Here is a 22,157-nt window from a genome sequence, read left to right as displayed (position 1 = left end):
CCCGATGGGTTTCCGCTCATCGGGCGCCCGTATCAGCCCGCGCGCGGCCGCCTGAACACCAATATCTGTCCGTCCCGATAGGCTTCCGGGCCGGCCAGGACGAAGCCGAGTTTCTCCGCCACCCGAATCGACGCCGCGTTGCCGGTATCGATGATGCAGCAGGTTTCGGGATCGGAGAGATTGGCGTCCGCCCAGCCGATGATCGCGCCGACGGTCTCGCTCGCGATGCCCCGGCCATGGGCATCCGGACCGAAGACCCAGCCCGCCTCCGGCACGCCGGCGATCGCCGGAATGCCTCGTTCGAGCTCGGCGAGGCCGATCAGCCCCAGATAGCGGCCATCGCCGCGATCCTCGACCGCCCAATAGCCATAGCCCATGATCGGCCAGAGCCCGACGGCGCGCAGGAAGCGCGTCCAGGCGTCGCCACGCGACAGCGGCACGCCGCCGACGAATCGCGTCACGTCCGGGTCGCCCCAGATCTGCGCGAAACGTTCGAAATCCTCATATCGATGCGCGCGCAATATCGTGCGCTCGGTCAGGATCGTGGGCGCGGTGGCGATCGTCATGATTCGGGCGAATCACTGGCATCGGCCGAAGCTGATTCGCGCGCGCCCGCGGCCGCGCCATCGCCCCCTCCTTCACGTGATTGCGCCTTTCTGCGGCGCAGATTCTCGCGCAACGCCTCCGCCAGACGCGCCGCGCGCTCATCCTGTTGCTTGCCCATGGCGACAATTCCAAACAGATTGGCGGGAACAGGGCAAGCCCGCCTTGACGAACGCCCGCCCCTCCGCCATAGGCCCGCAACCGCCCGTCGGGCCGTGCTGCCGTAGCTCAGTGGTAGAGCGCATCCTTGGTAAGGCTGAGGTCGTGAGTTCAATCCTCACCGGCAGCACCATTTTCCCGCATATCGTCGAAATCACCCCCTTTCCGGGGATCCCCGACATCGCGCGCCGCGCTCAATAATCCTTCGAATAGCGCAGCTTCACCGCCGTGCCGTTCGATCCGCCGGTCTGGCTAAGGATCGACAGCGCCTTCGACAGCGCGATCTCGAGCTGGGTCGCGGTGAAGCCCTTGGTGTCGGTGATGATCTCCACATAGATGTCGTTGGAGATATATTGGCCGGCGGCGACGGCGGTGCCGCGCCCCGTCGCCTCGTCCGCGCCCAGCACGCGCAGCCTGTCTATGCCCGTCGCCGAGCGCAGCTTGCCGAGCGGATTGAGCCCGCCGCCCGACGCACGCAGCCCGTTGAGTGCGGAGGCAAGCTGGATCGCCTGCATCGCCGAAAGCTCGGTCACCGAATTGCCGAACAGGATGCGCGAGAGCAGTTCGTCCTGCGGCAGGCTGGGCGAGCTGGTGAAGGCGATCTGCGGATTGAGCGCGCGGCCGCCGATATTGATCGTCACCGCCGTGCCCTGGATATCGGCGGTCGCCGAAATCTCGAGCGAGGGATTGGTCGCCTGGCCGCCCTCGAATCGCACGACGCTGGCGTCGCTCAGGTCGAAGCGCCGTCCGGCGAAGCTGTAGGTGCCGCGCACCAGATCGACCACGCCCGTCACCACCGGCGCGGCGGAGGTGCCGCCGACGCGCAGATTGGCGCCCCATTCGCTTTCCAGCCCCATGCCGCTGACATAGAGGCGTTCCTCCGCGCGGATGTTGAGGTCGAGCTTGAACAGGCCCGGCGGCCCTGCCGCGGCCGCCTGCTGCGCCGCCTGGGCGCGGCTGGTGCCCTTGCGGCGGACGCCTTCGAGTTCCGCGATCTCCGCGCCACCCTGGCGGATGATCTGGTATCGCACTTCGGGCAGGCGCAACGTGCCCCGGATGAACGCGCCGCGCGCATCATTGGTGATTGCGATATCGCCCGAGACACGCGCCGACAGGGCGTCGCTTTCCGCCAGCCGGGCATTGGTGAGCGTCGCGCGCACATCGATCGGGAAACCCGAATTGGCGGCGAAGCCGATGCTGCCCTGCGCGGTGACGGTGCCGTTGCCGGCGCGGCCGTTGAACTCGGTGATCTCCAGCCGGTCGCTGGTGAAACGGCCGTTCAGCCGGATCGCGCTGATCCGCGTGCCATAGGTCTCGTTCTCATAGGCGAGCGCGTTGGCGCGGATCACGCCCACCGCGCGCGGCTGGCCGAGCGTGCCCGATACATCCGCCGCGACACCCACGGGGCCGGAAAGCTGCTGGTCCGCGATGCCGGTCAGGCTCCACAGCACGTCCGCCGGGCCGTTGTAGCGGATGCCGCCGGACAGCGCGCCATTGGCCAGCGCGCTTGTCCAGGCGCCGCCGCCCGAGGGTTGCAGGCGAAACTGGGCGCGCCCGATCGCGGCGCCGCCCCGGCGGATGATCGCGGCGATGGAGCCGCCCTCGGGCCGGAGCGAGCCCTGCGCCGAAATATCCACCGGCGTCGAGACGATCGCGGCGCCCGAGCGCGTGAAATCGTCGACCGTCAGCCGCAGATCGGCGCGCGGCATCGCCTCTCCCGAAGCCTGGACGAAATCGAGCCCGCCGGTCGCCCGGCCGCCCACGCCCGCGCCCGGCGCGAAACCATTGAGCACGGACAGATCGAAATTCTGGAACCGCGCCTGCGCCTCCAGCGCGGTGCCGTAACGCCCGGCGATCCGCATCTGCCCCTGCGGCACGACGACCGCGACGGGCAGCAGGCGATAGCCGCCGCCCTCGCCCCGGATCACCGCCGGCTGGGCGAGACGGAACGGCACGGCGCCGATCTGCCCCTGCGCCGCGACGCGATAAAGATCGGGTGAGAGCTGCGCATTGGCCGCCACGCGGAAGCTCGCGCCCGAACGGCCGTTCGCGACAAGCTGGGCGGTGCCGCGTCCACCGCGATAATTGATCTTCGCGCGTGCGGTCTGGATCAGCAGTTCGCCCTGGCGAACGCCGGCGAGTTGTACGTCCGCGATCACCTCCGGCGTCTCGTAGAGGATCGCGCGCGCCTCGATGATCGCGCGATCGATCACCAGCCCCGCCTGCCCCGGAATATGCGCGCCATTGGCGCGCGCGGAAACGAGCGCGCTCTGATATTTGCCGACCGCGCCCAACGTCACCACGCCGTTGACGCCCGATCCGCTGGCCGTCAGCCGCCCGGCAAAGGGACCGGCGGGAAGCTGGCGCACGGTGCCCGCGAAATCGACGCCCGCGAAGCGCGCCCGGTTGATGTCGATCGTCAGCGGCCCGGCGGCGGTGCGCACCAGCACATCGGCGTTGAACGGGCCATAGGGCGATCCGCCGGTGGCGGTGACGGCATAGCCCGCGCCCGTGCCGCGAATGATCGCCTCCACATCGCTCAGTTGCACGCCGACATTGGGCCGCGCCGCGCGCAGCCGCACCAGCGGCCGCTCGACCGTGCCCGAGATATCAAGCGCCAGCGGGCCATATTGGTTGGACATGCCCTGCGCGACAAAGGCGATGCGCCCGTCCGGGCGATAGGATCCGCGCCCGCCCGCGAGGCGGAATCCGGGCGCATTGACGCGCAGATTGTCGACCGAGAACACACCAGCCGGATCGAAGCGCAGATTGCCCGCCATCACCGTGCGGCCGCCCAGGAATTCCGCCGCGCTGGCATTGTCGATGCGCACGGTGGCGAGGCCGAACCGCCCCTGCATGCCGAAGCCGCCCGACGGCACCGTGACCAGCTTGATATCGGTCGTCAGGTTGACGATGCCGACGCCCTCGATCCGGTAATCATTGACGCGGCCGTTCAGCGCGCCGCGATAGATGCCGGTGGAAAGATCGGCGATCACGATCGCGGTCGCGTCGATCTGCTTCGATCGGATGCGCAGATTGTCCGACATGATGCTGTCGCCCTGCACCGCGAAATCGCCGTCGATCGCGACATTGACGAGCATGCCGCCCGCCGCCGCGTTGAGCCCGGTGACGCGCGCGATCCGCGCGGAAACGGGCACCAGCATGCGATCCGCATCCACCCGGCTGCGGCCCTGGGCGGTCAGCCCCTCCACCACCGTCTCGCCGAAGCCGATCGCCGCGGCGCGGACCTTGTAGTCGACGACCGGCGCGGCGAACGCGCCGTCGAGGACGAGCGTGGCCTGGATGTCGCGCCCGTTCAGATTCTCCGCGATCGCACCGGGGGTCAGCAGGCGCGCATCGACGCGCATGTTCCCGAAGCGGCTGCGCCCGAGATCGAGCATGCCGTTGGCGGAAACCGCCAATGCCGGCGAACGCAGCGACAGCCGCGTATCGGCGCGCCGTTCCTCCAGCTTGGTCGCCAGTTCCAGCATCAGCGCGGGCGCGGTCAGCCGGTCGACCGGCCCCTGCAGGATCAGGCCGGGCCGCAGGGGACCGCGCAGATCGAAGCTGCCGTCGCGCGCGGTCATGTCGATCGCGGCGAGCGGCTGGCCGCCCAGCGCCGCGTCGATCCGCCCCTTCCAGTCCGCCCAGCTTCCACGCCCGGCGATCCTGGCGTCGAGCGGCTGGGTCAACCCGGCCATGATGGCGACGACGCCGCCGACAGGCGCCGCCAGCCGCGCATCGATCACCAGGCGATTGTCGTCGGGCACGGCATCGAGCAGCACGGAGAGACGGTCGCCCGTGCCGGCCGCCGCCGCATTGGCGGTAACGCGCGCGCGCCGGTCCGCGATCTCCGCCTTGCCGTCCAGGCTGAGCACCCGGCGCTCCCCGGCCACCGCCGCCCCGAGCACCAGCCGATCGACCTTCAACCGGCCGATATCGATGTCGAGATCGGGCAGGATCGGCGCATCGGGATCGCTCGGCACCGCCTTCAGCTCGGGAAGCCGCGCCAGCGTGACCAGCGCAGCGGTCGCCGAACGGACATCGACATGGCTCCTGACGAAGGCGAAGGGGCGCCAGTCGAGATCGATGCGCGGCGCGGTGGCGAAGACGCCCTTGGTATCGCTCAGCCGCAGGTCGCGGATCACCAGCGCGCCGTAGAGCGATCCGTCGAGCCGGCCGATATTGACCTTCAGCCCCGATTCCAGCTCGTAGCCGTCAAGCTGGTTGAGGACGAAGCGGCGGCCCGGCGCGGTATCGAGCGCGAAAATGGCGGCGATGGCGAGCAGCACGAGGGAGGCGAGCGCGATCCCCGCCCAGATCGCGATCCGCCAGCCCAGCGGACGCTTCGGCCGGATCGCCGGGGTGTCGCCCGCCTCCGCCATCAGAAGGCCTGCCCGATCGAGATATAGACGGCGACGGCAGCTTCGCCCTTGCGCCGCCCCAATGGCGTCGCGACATCCAGCCTGAGCGGCCCGAAATTGGTGTAGAAGCGCCCGCCGATCCCGGCGCCCATGCGCAGGTCGCTGAAGCCCGGCGTCGAGGATTCGTAGACCTGGCCGATATCGAGGAAGGGCACGATGCCGAAATCGCCGAAGCGGTAGCGCGCCTCGATCGCACCCTCGACCAGGCTGCGCCCGCCAATGGGGTTGTTCTGCAGATCGCGCGGGCCGAGCTGCTGGTATCCGAAGCCGCGCACCGATCCGCCGCCGCCGGCATAGAGCCGCCGCGACGGCGCGATCTCGTCGCGCGGCGCCCCGACGATCGTTCCGAAGCGCACGCGCCCGGCGATCACCAGGCTGTCCGACACGGGATAATAGGCGCTCCCCTCCACCAGCGCGCGGGCATATTGGAAGTTCTTGCCCTCGCTCTGCGAGATTTCGGGGCTCAGGCGCACCAGCGCGCGCATGCCCTTTTTCGGATCGAGCAGGCTGTCCGACGTGTCGTAGCCCAGTTGCCCGTTGATGCCGCCGATGAAGTAATTCTGGCGGGTGCGGGCGCTCAGCAGGTCGTCGAACCGGGTTTCGCGCGTCGCCAGCGCCTCAAACCCATAGGCCCAGGTCCATTTCTTCTGCCAGATCGGCGTGGAATCGCGCGAGATGCGGCCGTTGATGCCCAATGTCAGCGCTTCATAGGCGTCGTAATCCTGCCGGTTGGCGGAGAGCGACAACAGCACGGTGCGATCGCGCTTGCCGGCGTTGGAGCGGCGGAAGGTGCCGCTCAGCCCCTGTTCCTGCGTGCCCGCGACGGCGGCGACGATCAGCGCGCCTTCGGGCCGGAACAGATTCTTGTGCGTCCAGCTTCCGTCGACGCGCAGCCCCTGCCCCGTCGAATAGCCCGCCGTCGCCGCCAGCCGGCGCGCCGGCCCGGCATTCTGGGTCACCAGCAGGTCGACATATTCGGTGCCGTCGGGCGCGACCTCCCCGGTGCGCTGCGGTTCCACCGCGACCGAATCGAACAGGCCCGTGGCGACCATCGCCTCGCGCAGATCGTCGACCTTGCGATTGTCATAGAGTTCACCGCGCTTGAAGCGCGCGAGCACGCCGACATGCCTGGCGTCGAAGGCCAGCTTGCCCGTCGTCCTGTAGCCGCCGAACGAGGATCGCGGGCCCGGATCGACGGGCAATGTGTAGTCCCCGGTGTGATCGGCATCGTCGAGCTCGATATCGCGCGCGCCGACCGAAACGAACGGATAGCCGCGCTGCGGAAGCTGGAGGCTGATGCCCGCCTCCGCCGCCTCGACCGCGGCAGCGACGATGGGGTCGCCGGTCTTCAGCGCCAGTATCGCGCGCGGCATGCCCGGCGGCACCGTATCCGGCCCTTCGATGGCGATGGCGCCCAGCGCATAGCGCGTGCCCGCCGTGGCGGTGATCGTCGCGGTGGCGCGGCCCGGCTGACCCTGGACGGGCTCGACCACCGACGTGACCACCGCGTCATAATAGCCTTCGGACTTGAGGATGCGCAGCGCCAGCGCCTCGTCCTCCCGCGCGCGCGCCGCGATCACCGCGCCGTTCGCGCCCTTGCCGTCGCCTTCCTCCAGGGCGGAAAGGCCACGAAACTCGTCCTCCAGCCCAACCTTGTCGAGCCCTTCGACGACGACGGTGTAGCGCACCGCCGGCGCGGGCTTCGCATCGTCCTCGGCCACGGCCTGCGGCGGTTCGACATCGAAGGTGGCGAGCGACGGCAGCGGCTCGGCCAATGCCGGATCGGGCGTGGCGGCCGCCGATGGCATGGGTTGCGGCTGGGGCTGGGGCTGGGGCTGGGGCTGGGGCTGGGCGACCTGTGCATCGGGCGTTTCGACGGGAAGCGCGTCGATATCCTCGATCGGCGCCAATGGCGCGGCCAGCTCGGCGTCGATCGGCGGCAATGCCTGTTCGAATTGCGAATCGGGGATGATGGGATCGGCATCCGGGGCCGCCGGCGGCTGCGCGGCGATGGCGAGGAGCGGGAGGATCAGTTTCATTCCGGCGCCGCGCGCTCAGCGGATCGGCGACATGCGGGCACGAAACGAGATCGCCGGGCGAACCGGCGCGCCGATGCGCATACGCATTTCAAGACCCGGAATGACGCCCCCCATCTCTGCTCGCCCGTCTGAACCAAACGGGCGGCGGCGTCGAGTGTTCCACGGTCGATTCAGGATTGCGCCGGACCATGTGGACGGGGATAGATCATACACATGATATGCTTACGCGGCACCGCCGATTTTCAAGGGGTTGGGCAATAGACGGCCATCGTCATTGTTGCTCGTCCGTTCCCTTTCTCTCTATAGGAATCACATGGCTCCTCCCAACAAGCTCGTCCCCTACAAGAAATCGGTCGCCGGATCGCTGCTCGCCGCGCGGGAGGCGATCATGGCGCCCATCCGCCCGCTGCTGCGCGAAGCCAATGTGACCGAACAGCAATGGCGCGTGCTGCGCGTGCTTTCGGACGAAGGGCCGCTCGGCATCGCCGAGCTTGCCGAGGAAGCGATGCTGCACGGCCCGAGCGTGACGCGCATCCTGAAGGAACTGGTCGATCGCAAGCTGGTCGTGCGCAAGCTCGACAAGACCGATCGCCGCCGATCGATCGTCGCGATCACGACGGAGGGCCAGGACGTGATCGACCACACCGCCGCCTTCACGCTGGTGCTGATCAACAATTATGTCTCGGCGTTCGGGCGGGAACGGTTGCAGACGCTGCTGTCTGAACTCGCCGCGTTCAGCGAGGTGCTCGCCGAGTTCGCGCCGAGCGAGGGCAAGGGCGAGTAGCGCGGGCGCCTGCCCAACCGTTTGTGGGAATGAAAACGGGGCCCGGCGAGCCTTGCCCGACGGACCCCGGCATATCGTTTCGAAACCAGCCTCAGGCCGCTTCAGGCTCGCCCAGCGGATTGGGGGGCACCGGCACCATCGAGGGGACGAAGGGGTGGATCAGCGCCCAGGGGCTGGGCATCACGCCCACCGCCACCTGGATCAGCGCGGGGCCGCCGCGTTCCTTGGCGGCCTGGAGCGCGTCGCGCAGGCCTTCGGGCGAATCCACCGCCTGGGTGTGCAGGCCATAGGCCTTCGCGAGCAGTTCGAAATCGGGATTGGTCAGCTTGACGCCGATCTCCTTGCCGAACACGCGGTTCTGGATGCGGCGGACATTGCCGTAATAACCGTCGACGAAGACGACGACCGAGAGGTCGTAATTCTCGCGCGCGGCGGTCGCCAGTTCCTGCAGGCCCCAGCTAAAGCCGCCATCGCCGTTCAGCGAGACGACGCGCTTGCCGGGATTGCCGTGCGCAGCGCCCAGCGCGGTGTTGAAGCCATAGCCCAGCGTGCCCTGATAGCCCGGCGTGATGAAGGCGCGCGCGCTGTGCACGGGATAGCCGATATTGGAGAAATAGCCGACCTGGGTGAGCTCGCTGACCAGGATGTCGTCATCGGCCATGGTGCCGCGCAGCGCGGCGACGAAGTCGGTCTGCGGCTGGATGGCGCCGGTCTGGAGCTTGATCCAGTCCTTGACGAGCGCGACCTTGTCCGCAACGTCGGCGCGGTCGAGATCGGCGGGCAGCGCCGCCAGCAGCGCCTCCAGCCCCAGCCGCGCGTCGCCCAGGATCGACAGGCCCGGCAGGCGCGGCGCTTCCCAGTCATTGGGCTCGACGTTCAGATAGATGTACTTCGTCCCCGCCGAGGCGTGGATCGGATGCGCGTGGCCGTCGAGGAAGCGGCTGCCCGCGACCAGCACGACATCGGCATGCGGCAGGACCGATCGGCCGCCCAGCGCGGTCAGCGCCAGCGGATGGCGATCGTCCAGCGTGCCACGGCCATTCTCGCTCATCACGACAGGCGCCTGGAGCCGCTCCGCGAGCGCGCGCAGCGCTTCGCCGCCGTCCGACGCGAGCACGCCGCCGCCCGACTGGATCACGGGGAAACGCGCATTGGCGAGCAGCGCCGCCGCCTCGGCGATCAGGCCGGTATCGGGCTTGGTCGGCGCATAGGGCGCCGGTGGCAGCAGCGCGCTCACCGCGCGCGCCTGGAGCAGATCGGTCGGCAATTCGATCGCGACCGGCCGGGGGCGCCCCGAGCGGAGCTGGGCGAAGGCCTCGTTCACCAGCGCCGGGAAGTCCTCGGCCTTTTCGGCGATGGCATGCCATTTGACGAGCTTCTTGAGCATGCCCGACTGGTCGGGCAGCTCGTGCAGCATGCCATAGCCCTTGCCGATCGTGTCCGACGGGATCTGGCCGACGAGGAACAGCACCCGCGCGTTGCAGGCATAGGCGGTGGAGATGCCCGACAGCGCGTTGAGCATGCCGGGGCCGGGCACGACCATGCAGACGGCTTCCTTGCCGGTCGTGCGGGCATAGCCGTCCGCCATGTAGGACGTCGCCTGTTCGTGGCGGGGCACGACGAAGCGCAACCGGTCGCCGCGCTCGCGAATGGCCTCGACCGCCCAGTCGAGCTGGACGCCGGGAATGCCGAAGATGTCGGTCACGCCCTCCACGATGAGCTGTTCGACCAGCGCTTCGCCTCCGGTGCGTTCCTGCGGTTCATACTGGGTCACAGACATTTCTCCGTCATCTGGTTGAGCGGTCTTCGCCAAGGGGCCGATGGGCCGGTCCGGGTCCGCTATAAACTTAACACGTTATCTATATGGAGTGGGCGCATGGGGTCAAGTGCCGGATCGGACACCCGCCCATGCGCTTCTCCCTATCGGGTGACGCTTGCGAACGCCTCCGCCGCATGGCCGACATTGGCCATGGTCAGGCCCGCCAGATTGGCGCGCCCGCTGTCCGTCGCGTAGATGTGCCAGTCGCTGCGCAGCGTCTGGACCTGCGCGGGCGAGATGCCGAGCAGCGCGAACATGCCGGTCTGGTCCGCCAGATAACCGAAGTCGCGCCCGCCCTTGCCGGCGAGCTGGCTCACCAGTTCCAGCCGCACCCGGCGGATGCGCTCGCGCATGCCGTTCAGCTCCACCTCCCATTCGGCGCGCAGCGCCGGGGTGCCCAGGATATGCGCGACGACGGCGGCGCCGTGATCGGGCGGCATCGAATAATTGGCGCGCACCACCGGCAGCAAATGGCCCTTCGCGGCCTCGACCTGCTTTTCGCCGGCGGCGACCAGCGTCAGCGCGCCGGTACGTTCGCGATAGAGCGCGAAATTCTTGGAGCAGGAACTGGCGACGATCATCTCCGGCAGCCGCGCCGCCAGCAGGTTGATGCCGGCGCGATCGGGCTCGAGCCCATGGCCGAAGCCGAGATAGGCGAGATCGACAAAGGGCATCGCGCCGGTGCGTTCGAGCAGTTCGGCGATCGCGGCCCATTGCGCCTGATCGGGATCCGCGCCCGAGGGATTGTGGCAGCAGCCGTGAAGCAGCAGCACGTCGTTCGCGGTGAGCTGCGCGGCCAGCGTTTCCATCATCGCATCGAAGCGGATCCGGCCGGCGGCGACGTCGTAATAGGGATAGACCACGGTCTCCACGCCCGCCGCGCGGAACAGCGCCGGATGGTTGGGCCAGGTGGGATCGGGCATGAACACGCGCGCGCCGGGGCGGAGCTTCGCGATGAAATCGGCGCCGACGCGCAGCGCGCCGGTTCCGCCCGGCGTCTGGATCGTGCGCGCGCGTCCGTGCGCGTCCGATCCGGGCGCGAACAGCAGGGCGCGGATGGCGTCGTTATATTGCGGATTGCCGGAGGAGGAGAGGTAGCTCTTGGTCGTCTGCGTGTTGCGCAGATATTCCTCGGCCTGCTTCACCGTATCGAGGACGATGACGTTGCCGTTCTCGTCCTTGTAGACGCCGATGCCCAGATCGATCTTTTGCGGGCTGGGATCGCCGGCAAAGACCTGCGCCATGCCAAGGATCGGATCGGGTGGTGCATCGCTGAGATCGGCAAACATGGTGACTCCCTGAGGGCGCTGCGCGGTTCCCGTCGAACCGCTCGAAATTTCATGACGGACAAACAGCCGGCGCGGCTGTCCGATTCCATCGGACTGCTCTTCCTTAGCGTCTCGCTATACGTGACGCAATCTCGTAATACGTCACATCATGCGAGACGACGGGCCTTTGTTCGTCATCCCGTCGAAAGCGCCGGCTGGGATCAGGCAAACAGACGCACATGCCTTGAGATGCCGGGCGGATATCGCCATCGCCAATTCCCCCGTGGGTGCTGGCGCATTATCCGGAATGCCGCTCAGCCGCGCGGCAGGCGCAGCGTCTGGAGCTGGGTATATTCGTCGAGCCCATGCTGGCCGAACTCGACGCCGATGCCCGATTGCTTGGCGCCGCCAAAGGGCACGAGCGGCGAGATGGTCGAATGGTCGTTCACCCAGGCGCTGCCCGATTCGAGCCGCATGGCGAGCGCCGCCGCCGCCGCCACGTCCGCGGACCAGACCGAGCCGCCCAGCCCGTTCTCGCCGCGATTGGCGCGCGCCAGCGCATCCTCCGGATCGCTGTAGCGGATGACGGGCAGGATCGGCCCGAACTGTTCCTCGTCGACGATGCGCATGCCGTCGTTCACATCGACGAGCACGGAGAGCGGGAAGAAATAGCCCTCGCCGTCCGGCGCCTCGCCGCCGCTCAGGAACCGGCCGCCATTGGCCTTCGCATCCTCCGCGAGCGCGCGGACATAGTCGAACTGCTTGCGGTTCTGGAGCGGGCCGAACTGGCTGCCGGCATCGTCGCCCGGCCCGACGACCGCCGCCGCCGCGAGTTCGGCCAGCCGCGCCGTCACCGCGTCGTAGAGCGAGTCATGGACGTAGAGCCGCTTGATCGCGGCGCAGATCTGCCCGCTATTGCCGAACGAGGCCGAGAAGAGGCGCGGCACGATCGCGTCCACATCCGCATCGGGCAGGACGATCGCGGCGTCGTTGCCGCCCAGTTCGAGCGTGAGGCGTTTCAGGTTCGCGGCGCCGTCGCGCATGATCGCGCGGCCCGTGCCCGTCGATCCGGTGAAGACGATCTTGTCGATGCCGGGATGGCGGGCGATGCCCGATCCGATCTCGACATCGCCGGTCACCACGTTGAACACGCCGGCGGGCAGCACCGCGCTCGCCAGCTCGCCGATGCGCAGCGTCGTCAGCGGCGTGTTGGGCGACGGTTTCAGCACCACGCTGTTGCCCGCCAGCAGCGCGGGAATGACGTGCCAGATCGCGATCATTACCGGGAAGTTCCACGGCGTGATCGAACCGACCACGCCCAGCGGCTTGCGGTGGATCTCGATCACCGGGCCTTCGGGATTCTCGATGCGCTCCACCTTGGGGCGAAGCGCCGCCGTCGCGCGGATCCAGTAGACCGCGCCGCCGATCTCGCCCTGCGCCGATTTGACGGGCTTGCCCTGCTCGCGCGACAGCAGCGCCGCCAGATCGGCCTGGTTCTCCTCGATCAGCGCGCCCAGCCGCAGCAGCGCATCGGCGCGCGCGTCGATCGGCGTGGCCGCCCAGCCCGGAAAGGCGGCGCGCGCGGCGGCGACCGCGTCGTCGAGCTGCTCCACCGTCGCGAGCGGGCAATGCGCGAAGGGCCGGCCGGTCGCCGGATCGATCACGTCGATCCGCTCGGCGCTCCCCACCGGCTGGCCGTTGATGACGAGATTGAACGGGGTATCGGTCATGGGCGGATCCTCTGGTGATGCGGTGCGCGCGTTCAGGCCGGCTCGGTCACGCCGCGCAGCAGGGCGCGGGCGCCATTGGCGAGCAGGCCGACATCGGTGCCGATCGAGACGAAGGCGAAGCCCTGCGCGATCCTGGCGCGCGCATCGGCGAGATCGAGCGCGAAGATGCCCGCGGGCTTGCCCGCCCGTTCGATCGCCGCGCGCGCGGTCTCGATCGCCGCCTGCACCTCTTCATGGCGCGGATCGCCGAGATGGCCGAGCGAGGCGGCAAGATCGGCGGGGCCGACGAACAGCGCGTCGATCCCCTCCACCGCCGCGATCGCATCGACCGCGTCGAGCGCGGCGCGGCTTTCGATCTGCGCGATCAGCGCGACCCGCTCATGCGCTTCCCTGAGGTAGCTGGTGTCGGCGCCGAAGCGCGAGACGCGGCTGGTGGCGCTCGCCACCCCGCGCGTGCCGCGCGGCGGAAAGCGCGATGCGGAGACGAGCGCGGCCGCCTGCGCGGCGCTGTCGACCATCGGCAGCAGCAAGGTCTGGAAGCCGATATCGAGATATTGCTTGATATGGACGGGGTCGCCCACCGGCACGCGCGCGATCGGATGGACCGGATAGGGCGCCACCGCCTGCAATTGCGCGAGCAGGGTCTGGAGCGTGTTGGGCGCATGCTCGCCGTCGAACAACAGCCAGTCATAACCCGCCTGCGCGCAGATCTCCGCGGTATAGGGGGTGGCCAGCGCCTGCCAGAGCCCAAGGCGGGCGGTGCCGGCGGCGTGGATCCAGTCGCCGAACGCGCTCATGCGAAGCGCACCGAGATGGTGCCGAGCGGGCCGAAATCGACATGGAAGCTGTCGCCCGCGCGCGCCGGGACGGGCGCGGTGAAGCTGCCGCCCAGGATGATCTCCCCGGCTTCCAGCACCTCGCCATAGGGATGCAGCTTGTTGGCGAGCCAGGCGGGGCCGTGCGCGGGATGGCCGAGCACCGCCGCGGCGACGCCCGAATCCTCGATCACGCCGTTCCTGAAGATCAGCGCGGAAACCCAGCGCAGGTCCACGTCCATCGGCCGCACCGGGCGCCCGCCCAGCACCAGCCCGGCATTGGCGGCATTGTCCGAGATCGTGTCGAACACCTTGCGCGTCGTGCCCGTGGCCTTGTCCACCTGTTCGATGCGCGCGTCGATGATCTCGATCGCGGGCACGATATAATCGGTGGCGTCGAGCACGTCGAACAAAGTGCATTCGGGGCCGGACAGCCGCTGCTTCAGGCGGAAGGCGAGTTCCACCTCCACGCGCGGCACGATGAAGCGCTCGATCGGGATGTCGCGTCCGTCGGGAAACAGCATGTCGTCGAGCAGCAGGCCGTAATCGGGCTCGTCGATATTGGAGGAGCGCTGCATCGCGCGGCTCGTCAGCCCGATCTTGTGGCCGATGGGCTTACGGCCGTCGGCGATCTTCTTCTTCGTCCAGGCGCGCTGGACGGCATAGGCGTCCTCGATCGTCATGTCGGGATGGGCGAGCGAGAGCTGCGAAATCTGCGTGCGGCCGCGTTCGGCCGCGTCGAGCCGCTCCGCGATCGCGGCGATCTGGTCGGTGGTCAGCGTCATGGTTCTAGCTCCGGCCCTGGGCAGCAAGGCGCTTGTGGATCGTGTTGTGCTTCCAGCCCTCCGCTTCCTCGACATAGAGCGAGAGCGCGAGCGGGCAGCGGTCGAACAGGTCGCCGAGATGGGCCTTCACCGCATCGAACATCTGGGTGAAAAAGGCCTGGCGGAAGGCGGCGTCGCGCCCCGCGCCCATCTTCACGTCGATATTGATGAAGGCATCGTCGGGGCCGGCGCCGTCGGCGATCACATAGTCGTCGAGCCGGATCGCGCGGACGCGGATGCCGCCCACGGGAAACACCCCGCCCGAACGCTCGCGCATCTCCGCCGCGATCAGCGCAAGCAGGCCCTTCAGGTCGAAATCCCCTTCGAGATTACCGGTCCATTCGACGGTCGCGTGCGCCATCAGGCGATCTCCGCCGTGGCGATGAAGCAGCCGGTGCTGAAGATCGGGATCGGCGCGAAGAAATGCACGGTACCCGGCCCGCGCGCGGCGGCGGCGGCGGCGATCAGCGTGCGGATCTCGAACCCGCCCTGCCCCGCATCGGCATAGGTTTCGGCGTCGGTATAGGCGGTGAGCAGCTCGCGATCATTGAGCGCCCAGCGGCGCAGGAACTCGCGGTCCCAGTCCTCGTTCACGCGGCCGCTGTCGGGGGTTGCGGGCCAGTGGGAGATGCCGCCCGTCGCCACCAGCGCGATGCGTTCGGGCGCCTTGTCCGCCGCGCGGCGCAGCGCTTCGCCGAACGCCCAGGCGCGCGCCAGCGGCGCCAGCGGCGGCCCCTGGCAATTGATGTTCGCCGGGATCACCGTCAATTCGTTTTCGGGATCGAGGAAGCTCAGCGGCACCATGATGCCGTGATCGAACTTCCATTCCTCGGCATAGGAGAGGTCGACGGTCTGCTGCACCTCCGCGATGATCCGGCGCGACAGCGCGGCGTCGCCGCGCACCGTGCGGCGGGGGATGCGCAGCCAGTCCGGATCCTCGATCGGCCCTTCATAGCCATCGGCCATGCCCATCGCGAAGGACGGCATGTTGTTCATGAAGAAATTGGCGAAATGTTCGGCCGCGACGATGATCACCGCATCGGGCCTGGCCGCGCGCAGCGCGTCGCGCATCGCGTGATAGGCCGCGAAGAAGGGATCGCGCAGCTCCGGCGGCGCCAGATCGGCGCGCCCGGTGATGCCGGGGCCATGGCTGCAGATTCCGGTGAAGACGAGGCTCATACGCCGGCAACCTTTTCGTCGAGCCCGGTCGTCATCGCATAGACGCCGTCGCGCACCGGGCCGTGCTCGCGGACGCCGTCGCGCATCATCTGCAGGTAATCCGCCCAGGCGATCTGCTGGAACGCGGCAAAATGCATCAGGATCTGGCCGTTGACGCCCAGCACGTAGAGCAGGCCGATATCGGGCTGGAGCACCGCGCCCCGCTCCTCCCCGGTCAGCTTATAGCGATCGGCGACCGCCGCCGCGTCGGCGGTGAACGCGGCCTGCAGCGCCGGATCGCGGTTGAGCTCGAACAGCAGCTTGGAAAGCTGGTACAGGCTCATGGCAGCCATTCCACATGGTTGAGCAGGCGGCCGATGCCCGCCACCTCGCACTCCACTTCGTCGCCCGGGGCGACAAAGGCCACGCCATGCGGCGTTCCGGTCAGGATCATGTCTCCGGGCTCCAGCGTCGTGATCGCCGAAAGATAGGCGATCAGTTCGGCGATGGGGAAAACCATTTCGCTTGTGGAGCCCGACTGGACGGTCTTGCCGTTGATCCGCGTCGAGAGCGCCAACGCCTGCGGATCGGCCACATCGGCGGCATCGACGATCCACGGCCCCAGCGGCGTCAGCGCGTCGCGATTCTTCACGCGCAGGTTCGGCCGGTAATAATTCTCCAGATACTCGCGCACGGCATAGTCGCACGCGACGGTATAGCCGCCGACCAGCGCCAGCGCGTCGGCCGCCGCCACGTTGCGCGCGGTCTGGCCGATCACCGCCACCAGCTCGCATTCCGGGTGCATCTGCTCGGCGTCGCGCGGCCGGTACGATGTGCCGCGATGCGCGACCAGGCTGTTCGCCCCCTTCAGGAAGACCAGCGGCTTGTCCGGCGCCTTGAAGCCCAGTTCCGCCGAATGATCGGCATAGTTGAGCCCCAGCGCGAAGATCCGCGCGCCCGGCGTGACCGGGGGCAGCAGCACCGCTGAATCGAAGGGCAGCTCGACGCCCGAGGCCAGCCGGATCAGGCGGTCGTCGCCGGCCATCACGCCCCATTGCTCGCGCCCGGCATGGACGAGACGAACATGCTTCATGCCCGGCCTCCTTCCAACAGCACCGCCAGGGCGGTAAATCCATTCGCCGAAACCGCGATCCGGTCACCCGCGCGGCCCAGCGGCGCATCGCCCGCGACGCCCGCCAGCAGCATGTCGCCGGGCAGCAGCGACATATAGGCGGTGACGTCGGCGATCGCGGTGCGGACGTCGCGGTGCAGGCGCGACAGGTTCCAGCGATGGACCTCCGCGCCGTTCACCGTCGTCACGATCTCCAGATCGTCCAGCGCGGCGGGAACCGCGCCGGCATCGCCCACCGCCAGCAGGCCGTCCCGCCCCAGTTCGGCGATCGCGGGCCGGAAGAAACTCTGGTGGGGCACCGCCAGGTCGAGCGCCAGCCGGGCCGTGTCGAACCCCGTCACCGTCCGCTGCAACGCGATCGTGGCGCCCAGCACCAGCCCCTCCGCGCCCGCCGGCACCGCGACGCTCGCGCCGCTCCGCACGATGCCCGGCCCGGACTTCACATAGAGCACCGGCGCCCTTGGCGGCTGGCCATAGGGCTTTTCGTGAAACGCCGGATCCAGCGCGCTCAGTTGCGCGCCGTCATTGAGTGCGATTCCATATGCGGTGCCCGCGAACATCCCGATCCCGATCATGCGATTGATGCCCAAGGGATGATACTTAACACGATAAATGTCAACCGGAGCATTCGGCGCTTCGGGGCCAGAAGTGGTTTGACGGCGGCGAAACTCCGAGTATATATTTAACACGATAACCATTTCAGTCGGAGAACCTCATGCCCGCCAAGCGCCGCGAACTGGCTCTGAAAACCACCGAGCCGTTCCGCACCCGGCCGCTGGGCCATTATATCGCGGGCGCCCCGGTTTCCGGGGATGGAGAGGCGTTCCCGATCTTCGATCCGTCGACCGGCGAGGAACTGGGCCAGGCCCGCGACGCGACCGCCACCGAGCTCGATTCGGCGGTCGACGCCGCCGTCGGCGCCTTCCATGGCTGGGCCACCACCCCCGGCGAGAAGCGCAAGGAGATCCTGCACAGGATCGCCGACGGCATCGAGGCGCGCGCGGAGGAGATCGCTTCGATCGAATGCCTGGACGCGGGGCAGACCTGGCGCTTCATGTCGAAGGCGGCATTGCGCGGCGCCGAGAATTTCCGCTTCTTCGCCGATCGCGCGCCGGGCGCGGCCGACGGGCAGGCGCTGCCCTCCCCCGGCCATCTGAACGTCACCACGCGTTACCCGATCGGCCCGGTCGCGGTGATCACGCCGTGGAACACGCCCTTCATGCTGTCCACCTGGAAGATCGCGCCCGCGCTGGCCGCCGGCTGCACCGTGGTGCACAAGCCCGCCGAATGGTCGCCCTATTCGGCGCGGCTGCTCGTCGAGATCGCGCACGATGCGGGCCTGCCCGCCGGCGTGTTCAACTCGGTCAACGGCCTGGGCGAATCGACCGGACGGCGGCTGACCGAACATCCCGGCATCAAGGCCATCGCCTTTGTCGGCGAATCGAAGACGGGCAGCGCGATCATGAAGCAGGGCGCGGACACGCTGAAGCGCGTCCATTTCGAACTGGGCGGCAAGAATCCGGTGATCGTGTTCGACGATGCCGATCTGGAACGCGCGCTCGATGCCGTGGTCTTCATGATCTATTCGCTCAACGGCCAGCGCTGCACATCCTCGTCGCGCGTGCTGGTGCAGCGTTCGATCTATGACGGCTTCGTGGCGCGCATCGCCGAACGCGCCGCCGCGCTGAAGGTGGGCGACCCCTTCGATCCCGCCACCGAGGTCGGCCCGCTGATCCATGAGCGCCATCTGGGCAAGGTGTGCAGCTATGCCGAGATCGCGCAAAACGACGGCGCGACGATCGCGGCGGGCGGCAAGCGGATCGACCGGCCCGGCTATTTCTATTCCCCCACGCTCTACACCGCCGCCGAACAGACGATGCGGATCGCGCGCGAGGAGATTTTCGGCCCCGTGCTCACCGCCATCCCCTTCGATGACGAGGCGGATGCCATCGCCAAGGCCAATGACGTGGATTACGGCCTGGCCGGCTATGTGTGGACGCGCGACATCGGCCGCGCGCTGCGCGTGTCGAACGCGCTGGAAGCGGGCATGGTGTGGGTGAACAGCGAGAATGTGCGCCACCTGCCCACCCCGTTCGGCGGGGTGAAGGCCAGCGGCATCGGCCGCGACGGCGGGGACTGGAGCTTCGATTTCTACATGGAGACCAAGAATCTCGCCTTCGCCACCGGCGAGCACAAGATCATGAAGCTGGGCGCGGGCAACTGATGAACGCCCTGTTGCGCGATGCCTGCCTGATCGGCGGGGAATGGCTGTCCGGCGACGCATGGCTGCCGGTGACCAACCCGGCCACGGGCGAGACGATCGGCCGCGTGCCCGAATTCGGCGCCGATGAAACACGCGCCGCGATCGAGGCCGCGCACCGCGCCTTTCCCGAATGGGCGGCGCGCACCGGCAAGGCGCGCGCGGCGATCCTGCGCCGTTATTTCGACCTGATCGTCGCGCATCAGGACGAACTCGCCGAACTGCTGACCGCCGAACAGGGCAAGCCGCTGGCGGAGGCGCGCGGCGAGATCGCCTATGCCGCGTCTTTCGTGGAATGGTTCGGGGAAGAGGCGAAGCGCGTCTATGGCGACGTGATCCCCGGCCATCTGCCCGACAAGCGCCTGTTCGCGCTGAAGCAGCCGATCGGCGTGGTCGCGGCGATCACACCCTGGAATTTCCCGGCGGCGATGATCACGCGCAAGATCGCGCCCGCGCTGGCCGCCGGCTGCACCGTGGTGGTGAAGCCCGCGCAGCAGACCCCGCTCACCGCGCTCGCCTTTGCCGCGCTCGCTGAACAGGCGGGCGTGCCCGCGGGCGTGCTCAACATCGTCACCGGCAGCGCCGCGCGCGCGATCGGCGGCGAACTGACCGCGAACCCGATCGTGCGCAAGGTCAGCTTCACCGGCTCCACCGCCGTGGGCGCCGCGCTCTATGCGCAATCGGCGCCGACCATCAAGAAGCTGAGCCTGGAACTCGGCGGCAACGCGCCCTTCATCGTGCTGGACGATGCGGACCTGCCCGCCGCCGTGGAGGGCGCGATCGCCAGCAAGTTCCGCAATGCCGGCCAGACCTGCGTCTGCGCCAACCGCTTCTATGTGCAGGACGGCGTCTATGACGCGTTCGTGGCTTTGTTCGCCGAAGCCATCGCGAAGCTGAAGGTGGGCAATGGCGCGGACAATGGCGTGACCATCGGCCCGCTGATCGACGACCAGGCGGTCGCCAAGGTGGAGCTGCACGTCGCCGACGCGCTCACGCGCGGCGGGCGGCTGGTGGCGGGCGGACGCCGCCACGCGCTGGGCGGCCGTTTCTTCGAACCCACGCTGATCGCCGACGCGGCGGACGGCATGGCGGTGCTGGTGGAGGAGACCTTCGGCCCGCTCGCCGCGATCGTCCGCTTCACGCATGACGAGGACGCGGTGGCCGCCGCCAACGCATCCGAATACGGCCTTGCCGCCTATGTCTATGCCCGCGACGTCTCACGCGTGTGGCGCATGGCGGAACGGCTGGAAACCGGCATCGTCGGCATCAACACCGGCCTGATCTCGACCGAGGTCGCCCCCTTTGGCGGCGTGAAATCCTCCGGCCTCGGCCGCGAAGGATCCCGCCACGGCATCGACGATTATCTCGAACTCAAATATCTGTGCCTGGAAATCGAGGATGCGCCGGGACTGGTCCACGCCTGATGATTAGGATGCCGGAGATGACCCCGACGATCGTCCCCATCCAAACCGTTCGGGCTGAGCCTGTCGAAGCCCTGTTCTTCTCCTGCGATGGCAAAGTAAGAACAGGACTTCCACAGGCTCAGCCCGAACGGCATCGGGGCTGGCGCAACACCCCGACGCCACGCGCGCCGGCGATGCGCCACCCGGCACCCACATCCGATCATCCAACGCAAAACATGCCCAAACCGGCAATGGGAGAGGTTCAATGACAGTCGCGGCACAGGCACCGGAGGGCAGCGCCGACGGCGCGCCCGTCAGCTACCGTTATGGCTGGTACACCGCCATCGTGCTGATGGTGGCCTATACCCTCTCCTTCCTCGACCGGCAGATCCTCACCCTGATGGTGGGGCCGATCAAGGCGGATCTGGGCATCACCGACACGCAGTTCGCGCTGCTGACGGGCGGCGCCTTCGCTTTGTTCTACACCGCGATGGCGCTGCCGATGGGGTGGATGGCCGATCGCTATCCGCGCAAATGGATCATCGCCGCCGGCATCTCCGTCTGGTCGCTGGCGACGGGCGCCTGCGCGCTCGCCCGCACCTTTCCGGCGCTGATGGCGGCGCGGATCTGCGTGGGCGTGGGGGAAGCAACGCTCTCCCCGTCCGCCTATTCGCTGTTGCGTGACCGGTTCGACGATACCCGCCTGCCGCGCGCGATGAGCATCTATTCGCTGGGCATCTTCATCGGCGCGGGCACCGCGCTGATCCTGGGCGGCATCATCGTCGGCGCGCTGGAGACGACGCCCTATGTCACCTTCCCGCTGCTCGGCACCTACAAGTCGTGGCACGCGGTGTTCCTGATCATCGGCCCGCCGGGGCTGCTGATCGCCCTGTGGGTGGCGACGCTCAGGGAACCGGCGCGCAAGAAGACGATCGACAAGGTGGACACGGGCTCCTTCTCGCTCACCGTGATCGGCCAGTTCCTCGGCAAATGGCCGCTGATGGGCGTATCGCTGTTCATCGGCGCGGGTTTCCTCTCGATCCTCTCCTATCTCGACGCCTGGTATCCCGAACTGTTCATCCGCATGCACGGGTGGAAGGCGGACGAGGCGGGCTGGGTGAACGGCCTCGCCTCGCTCACCGCCGGCCCGGCCGGCATGGTGTTCGCCGGCTGGTATTCCAGCCGCTGCATCGCGCGCGGCCAGGTGGATGCGTGCATCATGATGGCGACGGTGTGCGCGATCGGCCTCAGCATCTTCGGCACGCTGATGCCGCTGATGCCCAATGCCACGCTGATGGCGGTGATGATCTGGCCGATCAAGTTCTTCGGCGGCTTCAACCCCGTGCTGATCCCCGCCGCGGTGCAGATGATCGCCCCGCACAATCTGCGCGCGCAGCTCGGCGCGCTGTTCCTGCTCTCCACCGGCATCCTCGGCACCGCCCTCGGCCCGATCGTGCCAGCCGCGATGAGCGATTACATCATCATGGACGAATCCAAGCTCAACATCTCGATCGCCATCACCGCCGCGATCGTCGGCCCGATCACCGCGATCCTGCTGACGGTCGGACGGCGGCAGTTCCGGGAGCGGGTTGCGGCGATGCGGGCGGGGTGATTTTTTTTGGGGGGGGACAATGCCGATACCCTGACGGCCGGTTTGAAGGACCGGTTTAGAAAGGCTCCCGGTTGACAGGGCCATCTGCATATGTGAAATTTCCGTCGGCCGATCGCAGTGGCCTTCC

At 68.2% G+C, this 22,157-nt stretch carries 17 protein-coding genes and 1 tRNA gene; 5 read left to right on the top strand and 13 right to left on the bottom strand.

Annotated elements, in window-relative coordinates:
* Positions 1–32 precede the first annotated feature (32 nt).
* Positions 33–566 (bottom strand): GNAT family N-acetyltransferase, encoded by a 534-nt coding sequence (locus ACODTA_RS08320; RefSeq protein WP_489065435.1) that lies wholly within the window; start codon positions 564–566, stop codon positions 33–35.
* A gap of 254 nt (positions 567–820) precedes the next feature.
* Between ACODTA_RS08320 and ACODTA_RS08315 the strand changes: the two genes are divergently transcribed.
* Positions 821–895, top strand: a tRNA-Thr gene (locus ACODTA_RS08315).
* 61 nt (positions 896–956) lie between these two features.
* Here ACODTA_RS08315 and ACODTA_RS08310 read toward each other — a convergent pair.
* Together ACODTA_RS08310 and ACODTA_RS08305 are read right to left on the bottom strand one after the other, a co-directional pair.
* A complete protein-coding gene (locus ACODTA_RS08310; RefSeq protein WP_489065434.1) occupies positions 957–5,147 on the bottom strand; it encodes a translocation/assembly module TamB domain-containing protein in 4,191 nt (1,396 codons plus the stop codon).
* A complete protein-coding gene (locus ACODTA_RS08305) occupies positions 5,147–7,225 on the bottom strand; it encodes an autotransporter assembly complex protein TamA (RefSeq protein WP_489065433.1) in 2,079 nt (692 codons plus the stop codon). The genes ACODTA_RS08310 and ACODTA_RS08305 overlap by 1 nt, the downstream gene beginning before the upstream one ends.
* 313 nt (positions 7,226–7,538) lie before the next feature.
* Here ACODTA_RS08305 and ACODTA_RS08300 point away from each other — a divergent pair, with 313 nt between their 5' ends.
* A complete protein-coding gene (locus tag ACODTA_RS08300; RefSeq protein ID WP_489065432.1) occupies positions 7,539–8,009 on the top strand; it encodes a MarR family transcriptional regulator in 471 nt (156 codons plus the stop codon).
* A 91-nt stretch (positions 8,010–8,100) separates the two neighbouring features.
* Here the strand turns inward: ACODTA_RS08300 and ACODTA_RS08295 are convergent, their stop codons facing one another.
* The 10 genes from ACODTA_RS08295 to ACODTA_RS08250 all read right to left on the bottom strand — a co-directional run bounded on the left by ACODTA_RS08295 (position 8,101) and on the right by ACODTA_RS08250 (position 17,330).
* Positions 8,101–9,783, bottom strand: a complete 1,683-nt coding sequence (locus ACODTA_RS08295) for a thiamine pyrophosphate-dependent enzyme (protein WP_489065431.1) — start codon at positions 9,781–9,783, stop codon at positions 8,101–8,103.
* 146 nt (positions 9,784–9,929) lie between these two features.
* Entirely contained in the window at positions 9,930–11,117 is a 1,188-nt protein-coding gene (locus ACODTA_RS08290) for an amino acid aminotransferase (RefSeq protein WP_489065429.1), read from the bottom strand.
* A gap of 293 nt (positions 11,118–11,410) precedes the next feature.
* Entirely contained in the window at positions 11,411–12,826 is a 1,416-nt protein-coding gene (locus tag ACODTA_RS08285; RefSeq protein WP_489065428.1) for an aldehyde dehydrogenase family protein, read from the bottom strand.
* Between the two features lie 32 nt (positions 12,827–12,858).
* Entirely contained in the window at positions 12,859–13,623 is a 765-nt protein-coding gene (locus ACODTA_RS08280; RefSeq protein ID WP_489065427.1) for an HpcH/HpaI aldolase family protein, read from the bottom strand.
* Positions 13,620–14,426: a 2-oxo-hept-4-ene-1,7-dioate hydratase gene (gene hpaH / locus ACODTA_RS08275; RefSeq protein ID WP_489065426.1), complete on the bottom strand. Its 807-nt coding sequence runs from the start codon at positions 14,424–14,426 to the stop codon at positions 13,620–13,622. Before hpaH ends, ACODTA_RS08280 begins: the two co-directional genes overlap by 4 nt.
* 4 nt (positions 14,427–14,430) lie before the next feature.
* Positions 14,431–14,826 carry a 5-carboxymethyl-2-hydroxymuconate Delta-isomerase gene (locus tag ACODTA_RS08270; protein WP_489065425.1) on the bottom strand — a complete coding sequence of 132 codons (396 nt, stop codon included), beginning with the start codon at positions 14,824–14,826 and terminating at the stop codon, positions 14,431–14,433.
* A complete protein-coding gene (locus tag ACODTA_RS08265; protein WP_489065424.1) occupies positions 14,826–15,644 on the bottom strand; it encodes a DODA-type extradiol aromatic ring-opening family dioxygenase in 819 nt (272 codons plus the stop codon). Before ACODTA_RS08265 ends, ACODTA_RS08270 begins: the two co-directional genes overlap by 1 nt.
* Positions 15,641–15,967, bottom strand: coding sequence for an aromatic ring-opening dioxygenase subunit LigA (locus ACODTA_RS08260; protein ID WP_489065423.1), 327 nt, complete (start codon positions 15,965–15,967; stop codon positions 15,641–15,643). Before ACODTA_RS08260 ends, ACODTA_RS08265 begins: the two co-directional genes overlap by 4 nt.
* Positions 15,964–16,716 carry a fumarylacetoacetate hydrolase family protein gene (locus ACODTA_RS08255; protein WP_489065422.1) on the bottom strand — a complete coding sequence of 251 codons (753 nt, stop codon included), beginning with the start codon at positions 16,714–16,716 and terminating at the stop codon, positions 15,964–15,966. The genes ACODTA_RS08260 and ACODTA_RS08255 overlap by 4 nt, the downstream gene beginning before the upstream one ends.
* Complete coding sequence (locus ACODTA_RS08250; protein WP_489065421.1) at positions 16,713–17,330, bottom strand: fumarylacetoacetate hydrolase family protein; 618 nt, start codon at positions 17,328–17,330, stop codon at positions 16,713–16,715. Before ACODTA_RS08250 ends, ACODTA_RS08255 begins: the two co-directional genes overlap by 4 nt.
* A 140-nt stretch (positions 17,331–17,470) precedes the next feature.
* Between ACODTA_RS08250 and hpaE the strand changes: the two genes are divergently transcribed.
* The 3 genes from hpaE (at position 17,471) to ACODTA_RS08235 (ending at position 22,030) form a co-directional block, all read left to right on the top strand.
* Complete coding sequence (gene hpaE, locus ACODTA_RS08245; RefSeq protein ID WP_489065420.1) at positions 17,471–18,979, top strand: 5-carboxymethyl-2-hydroxymuconate semialdehyde dehydrogenase; 1,509 nt, start codon at positions 17,471–17,473, stop codon at positions 18,977–18,979.
* On the top strand, positions 18,979–20,439 hold the full coding sequence (locus tag ACODTA_RS08240) for an NAD-dependent succinate-semialdehyde dehydrogenase (RefSeq protein ID WP_489065419.1): 1,461 nt from the start codon (positions 18,979–18,981) through the stop codon (positions 20,437–20,439). The genes hpaE and ACODTA_RS08240 overlap by 1 nt, the downstream gene beginning before the upstream one ends.
* A 244-nt stretch (positions 20,440–20,683) precedes the next feature.
* Positions 20,684–22,030 (top strand): MFS transporter, encoded by a 1,347-nt coding sequence (locus tag ACODTA_RS08235; RefSeq protein WP_222990854.1) that lies wholly within the window; start codon positions 20,684–20,686, stop codon positions 22,028–22,030.
* Positions 22,031–22,157: the final 127 nt, after the last annotated feature.

The organism is Sphingomonas sp. FG14, from assembly GCF_057809675.1.
The sequence above is the reverse complement of the archived record's forward strand: the minus strand, read 5'-3'. Positions and strand labels throughout refer to the sequence as shown.

Coding starts and splice junctions, on each gene's coding strand:
- ACODTA_RS08265 (WP_489065424.1), bottom strand. CDS start 15,644: ATGAGCCTCGTCTTCACCGGAATCTGCAGCCATGGCCCCGGCATCACC.
- ACODTA_RS08285 (WP_489065428.1), bottom strand. CDS start 12,826: ATGACCGATACCCCGTTCAATCTCGTCATCAACGGCCAGCCGGTGGGG.
- ACODTA_RS08255 (WP_489065422.1), bottom strand. CDS start 16,716: ATGAAGCATGTTCGTCTCGTCCATGCCGGGCGCGAGCAATGGGGCGTG.
- hpaE (WP_489065420.1), top strand. CDS start 17,471: ATGCCCGCCAAGCGCCGCGAACTGGCTCTGAAAACCACCGAGCCGTTC.
- ACODTA_RS08240 (WP_489065419.1), top strand. CDS start 18,979: ATGAACGCCCTGTTGCGCGATGCCTGCCTGATCGGCGGGGAATGGCTG.
- hpaH (WP_489065426.1), bottom strand. CDS start 14,426: ATGACGCTGACCACCGACCAGATCGCCGCGATCGCGGAGCGGCTCGAC.
- ACODTA_RS08250 (WP_489065421.1), bottom strand. CDS start 17,330: ATGATCGGGATCGGGATGTTCGCGGGCACCGCATATGGAATCGCACTC.
- ACODTA_RS08300 (WP_489065432.1), top strand. CDS start 7,539: ATGGCTCCTCCCAACAAGCTCGTCCCCTACAAGAAATCGGTCGCCGGA.
- ACODTA_RS08260 (WP_489065423.1), bottom strand. CDS start 15,967: ATGAGCCTGTACCAGCTTTCCAAGCTGCTGTTCGAGCTCAACCGCGAT.
- ACODTA_RS08280 (WP_489065427.1), bottom strand. CDS start 13,623: ATGAGCGCGTTCGGCGACTGGATCCACGCCGCCGGCACCGCCCGCCTT.
- ACODTA_RS08310 (WP_489065434.1), bottom strand. CDS start 5,147: ATGGCGGAGGCGGGCGACACCCCGGCGATCCGGCCGAAGCGTCCGCTG.
- ACODTA_RS08235 (WP_222990854.1), top strand. CDS start 20,684: ATGACAGTCGCGGCACAGGCACCGGAGGGCAGCGCCGACGGCGCGCCC.
- ACODTA_RS08320 (WP_489065435.1), bottom strand. CDS start 566: ATGACGATCGCCACCGCGCCCACGATCCTGACCGAGCGCACGATATTG.
- ACODTA_RS08270 (WP_489065425.1), bottom strand. CDS start 14,826: ATGGCGCACGCGACCGTCGAATGGACCGGTAATCTCGAAGGGGATTTC.
- ACODTA_RS08305 (WP_489065433.1), bottom strand. CDS start 7,225: ATGAAACTGATCCTCCCGCTCCTCGCCATCGCCGCGCAGCCGCCGGCG.
- ACODTA_RS08290 (WP_489065429.1), bottom strand. CDS start 11,117: ATGTTTGCCGATCTCAGCGATGCACCACCCGATCCGATCCTTGGCATG.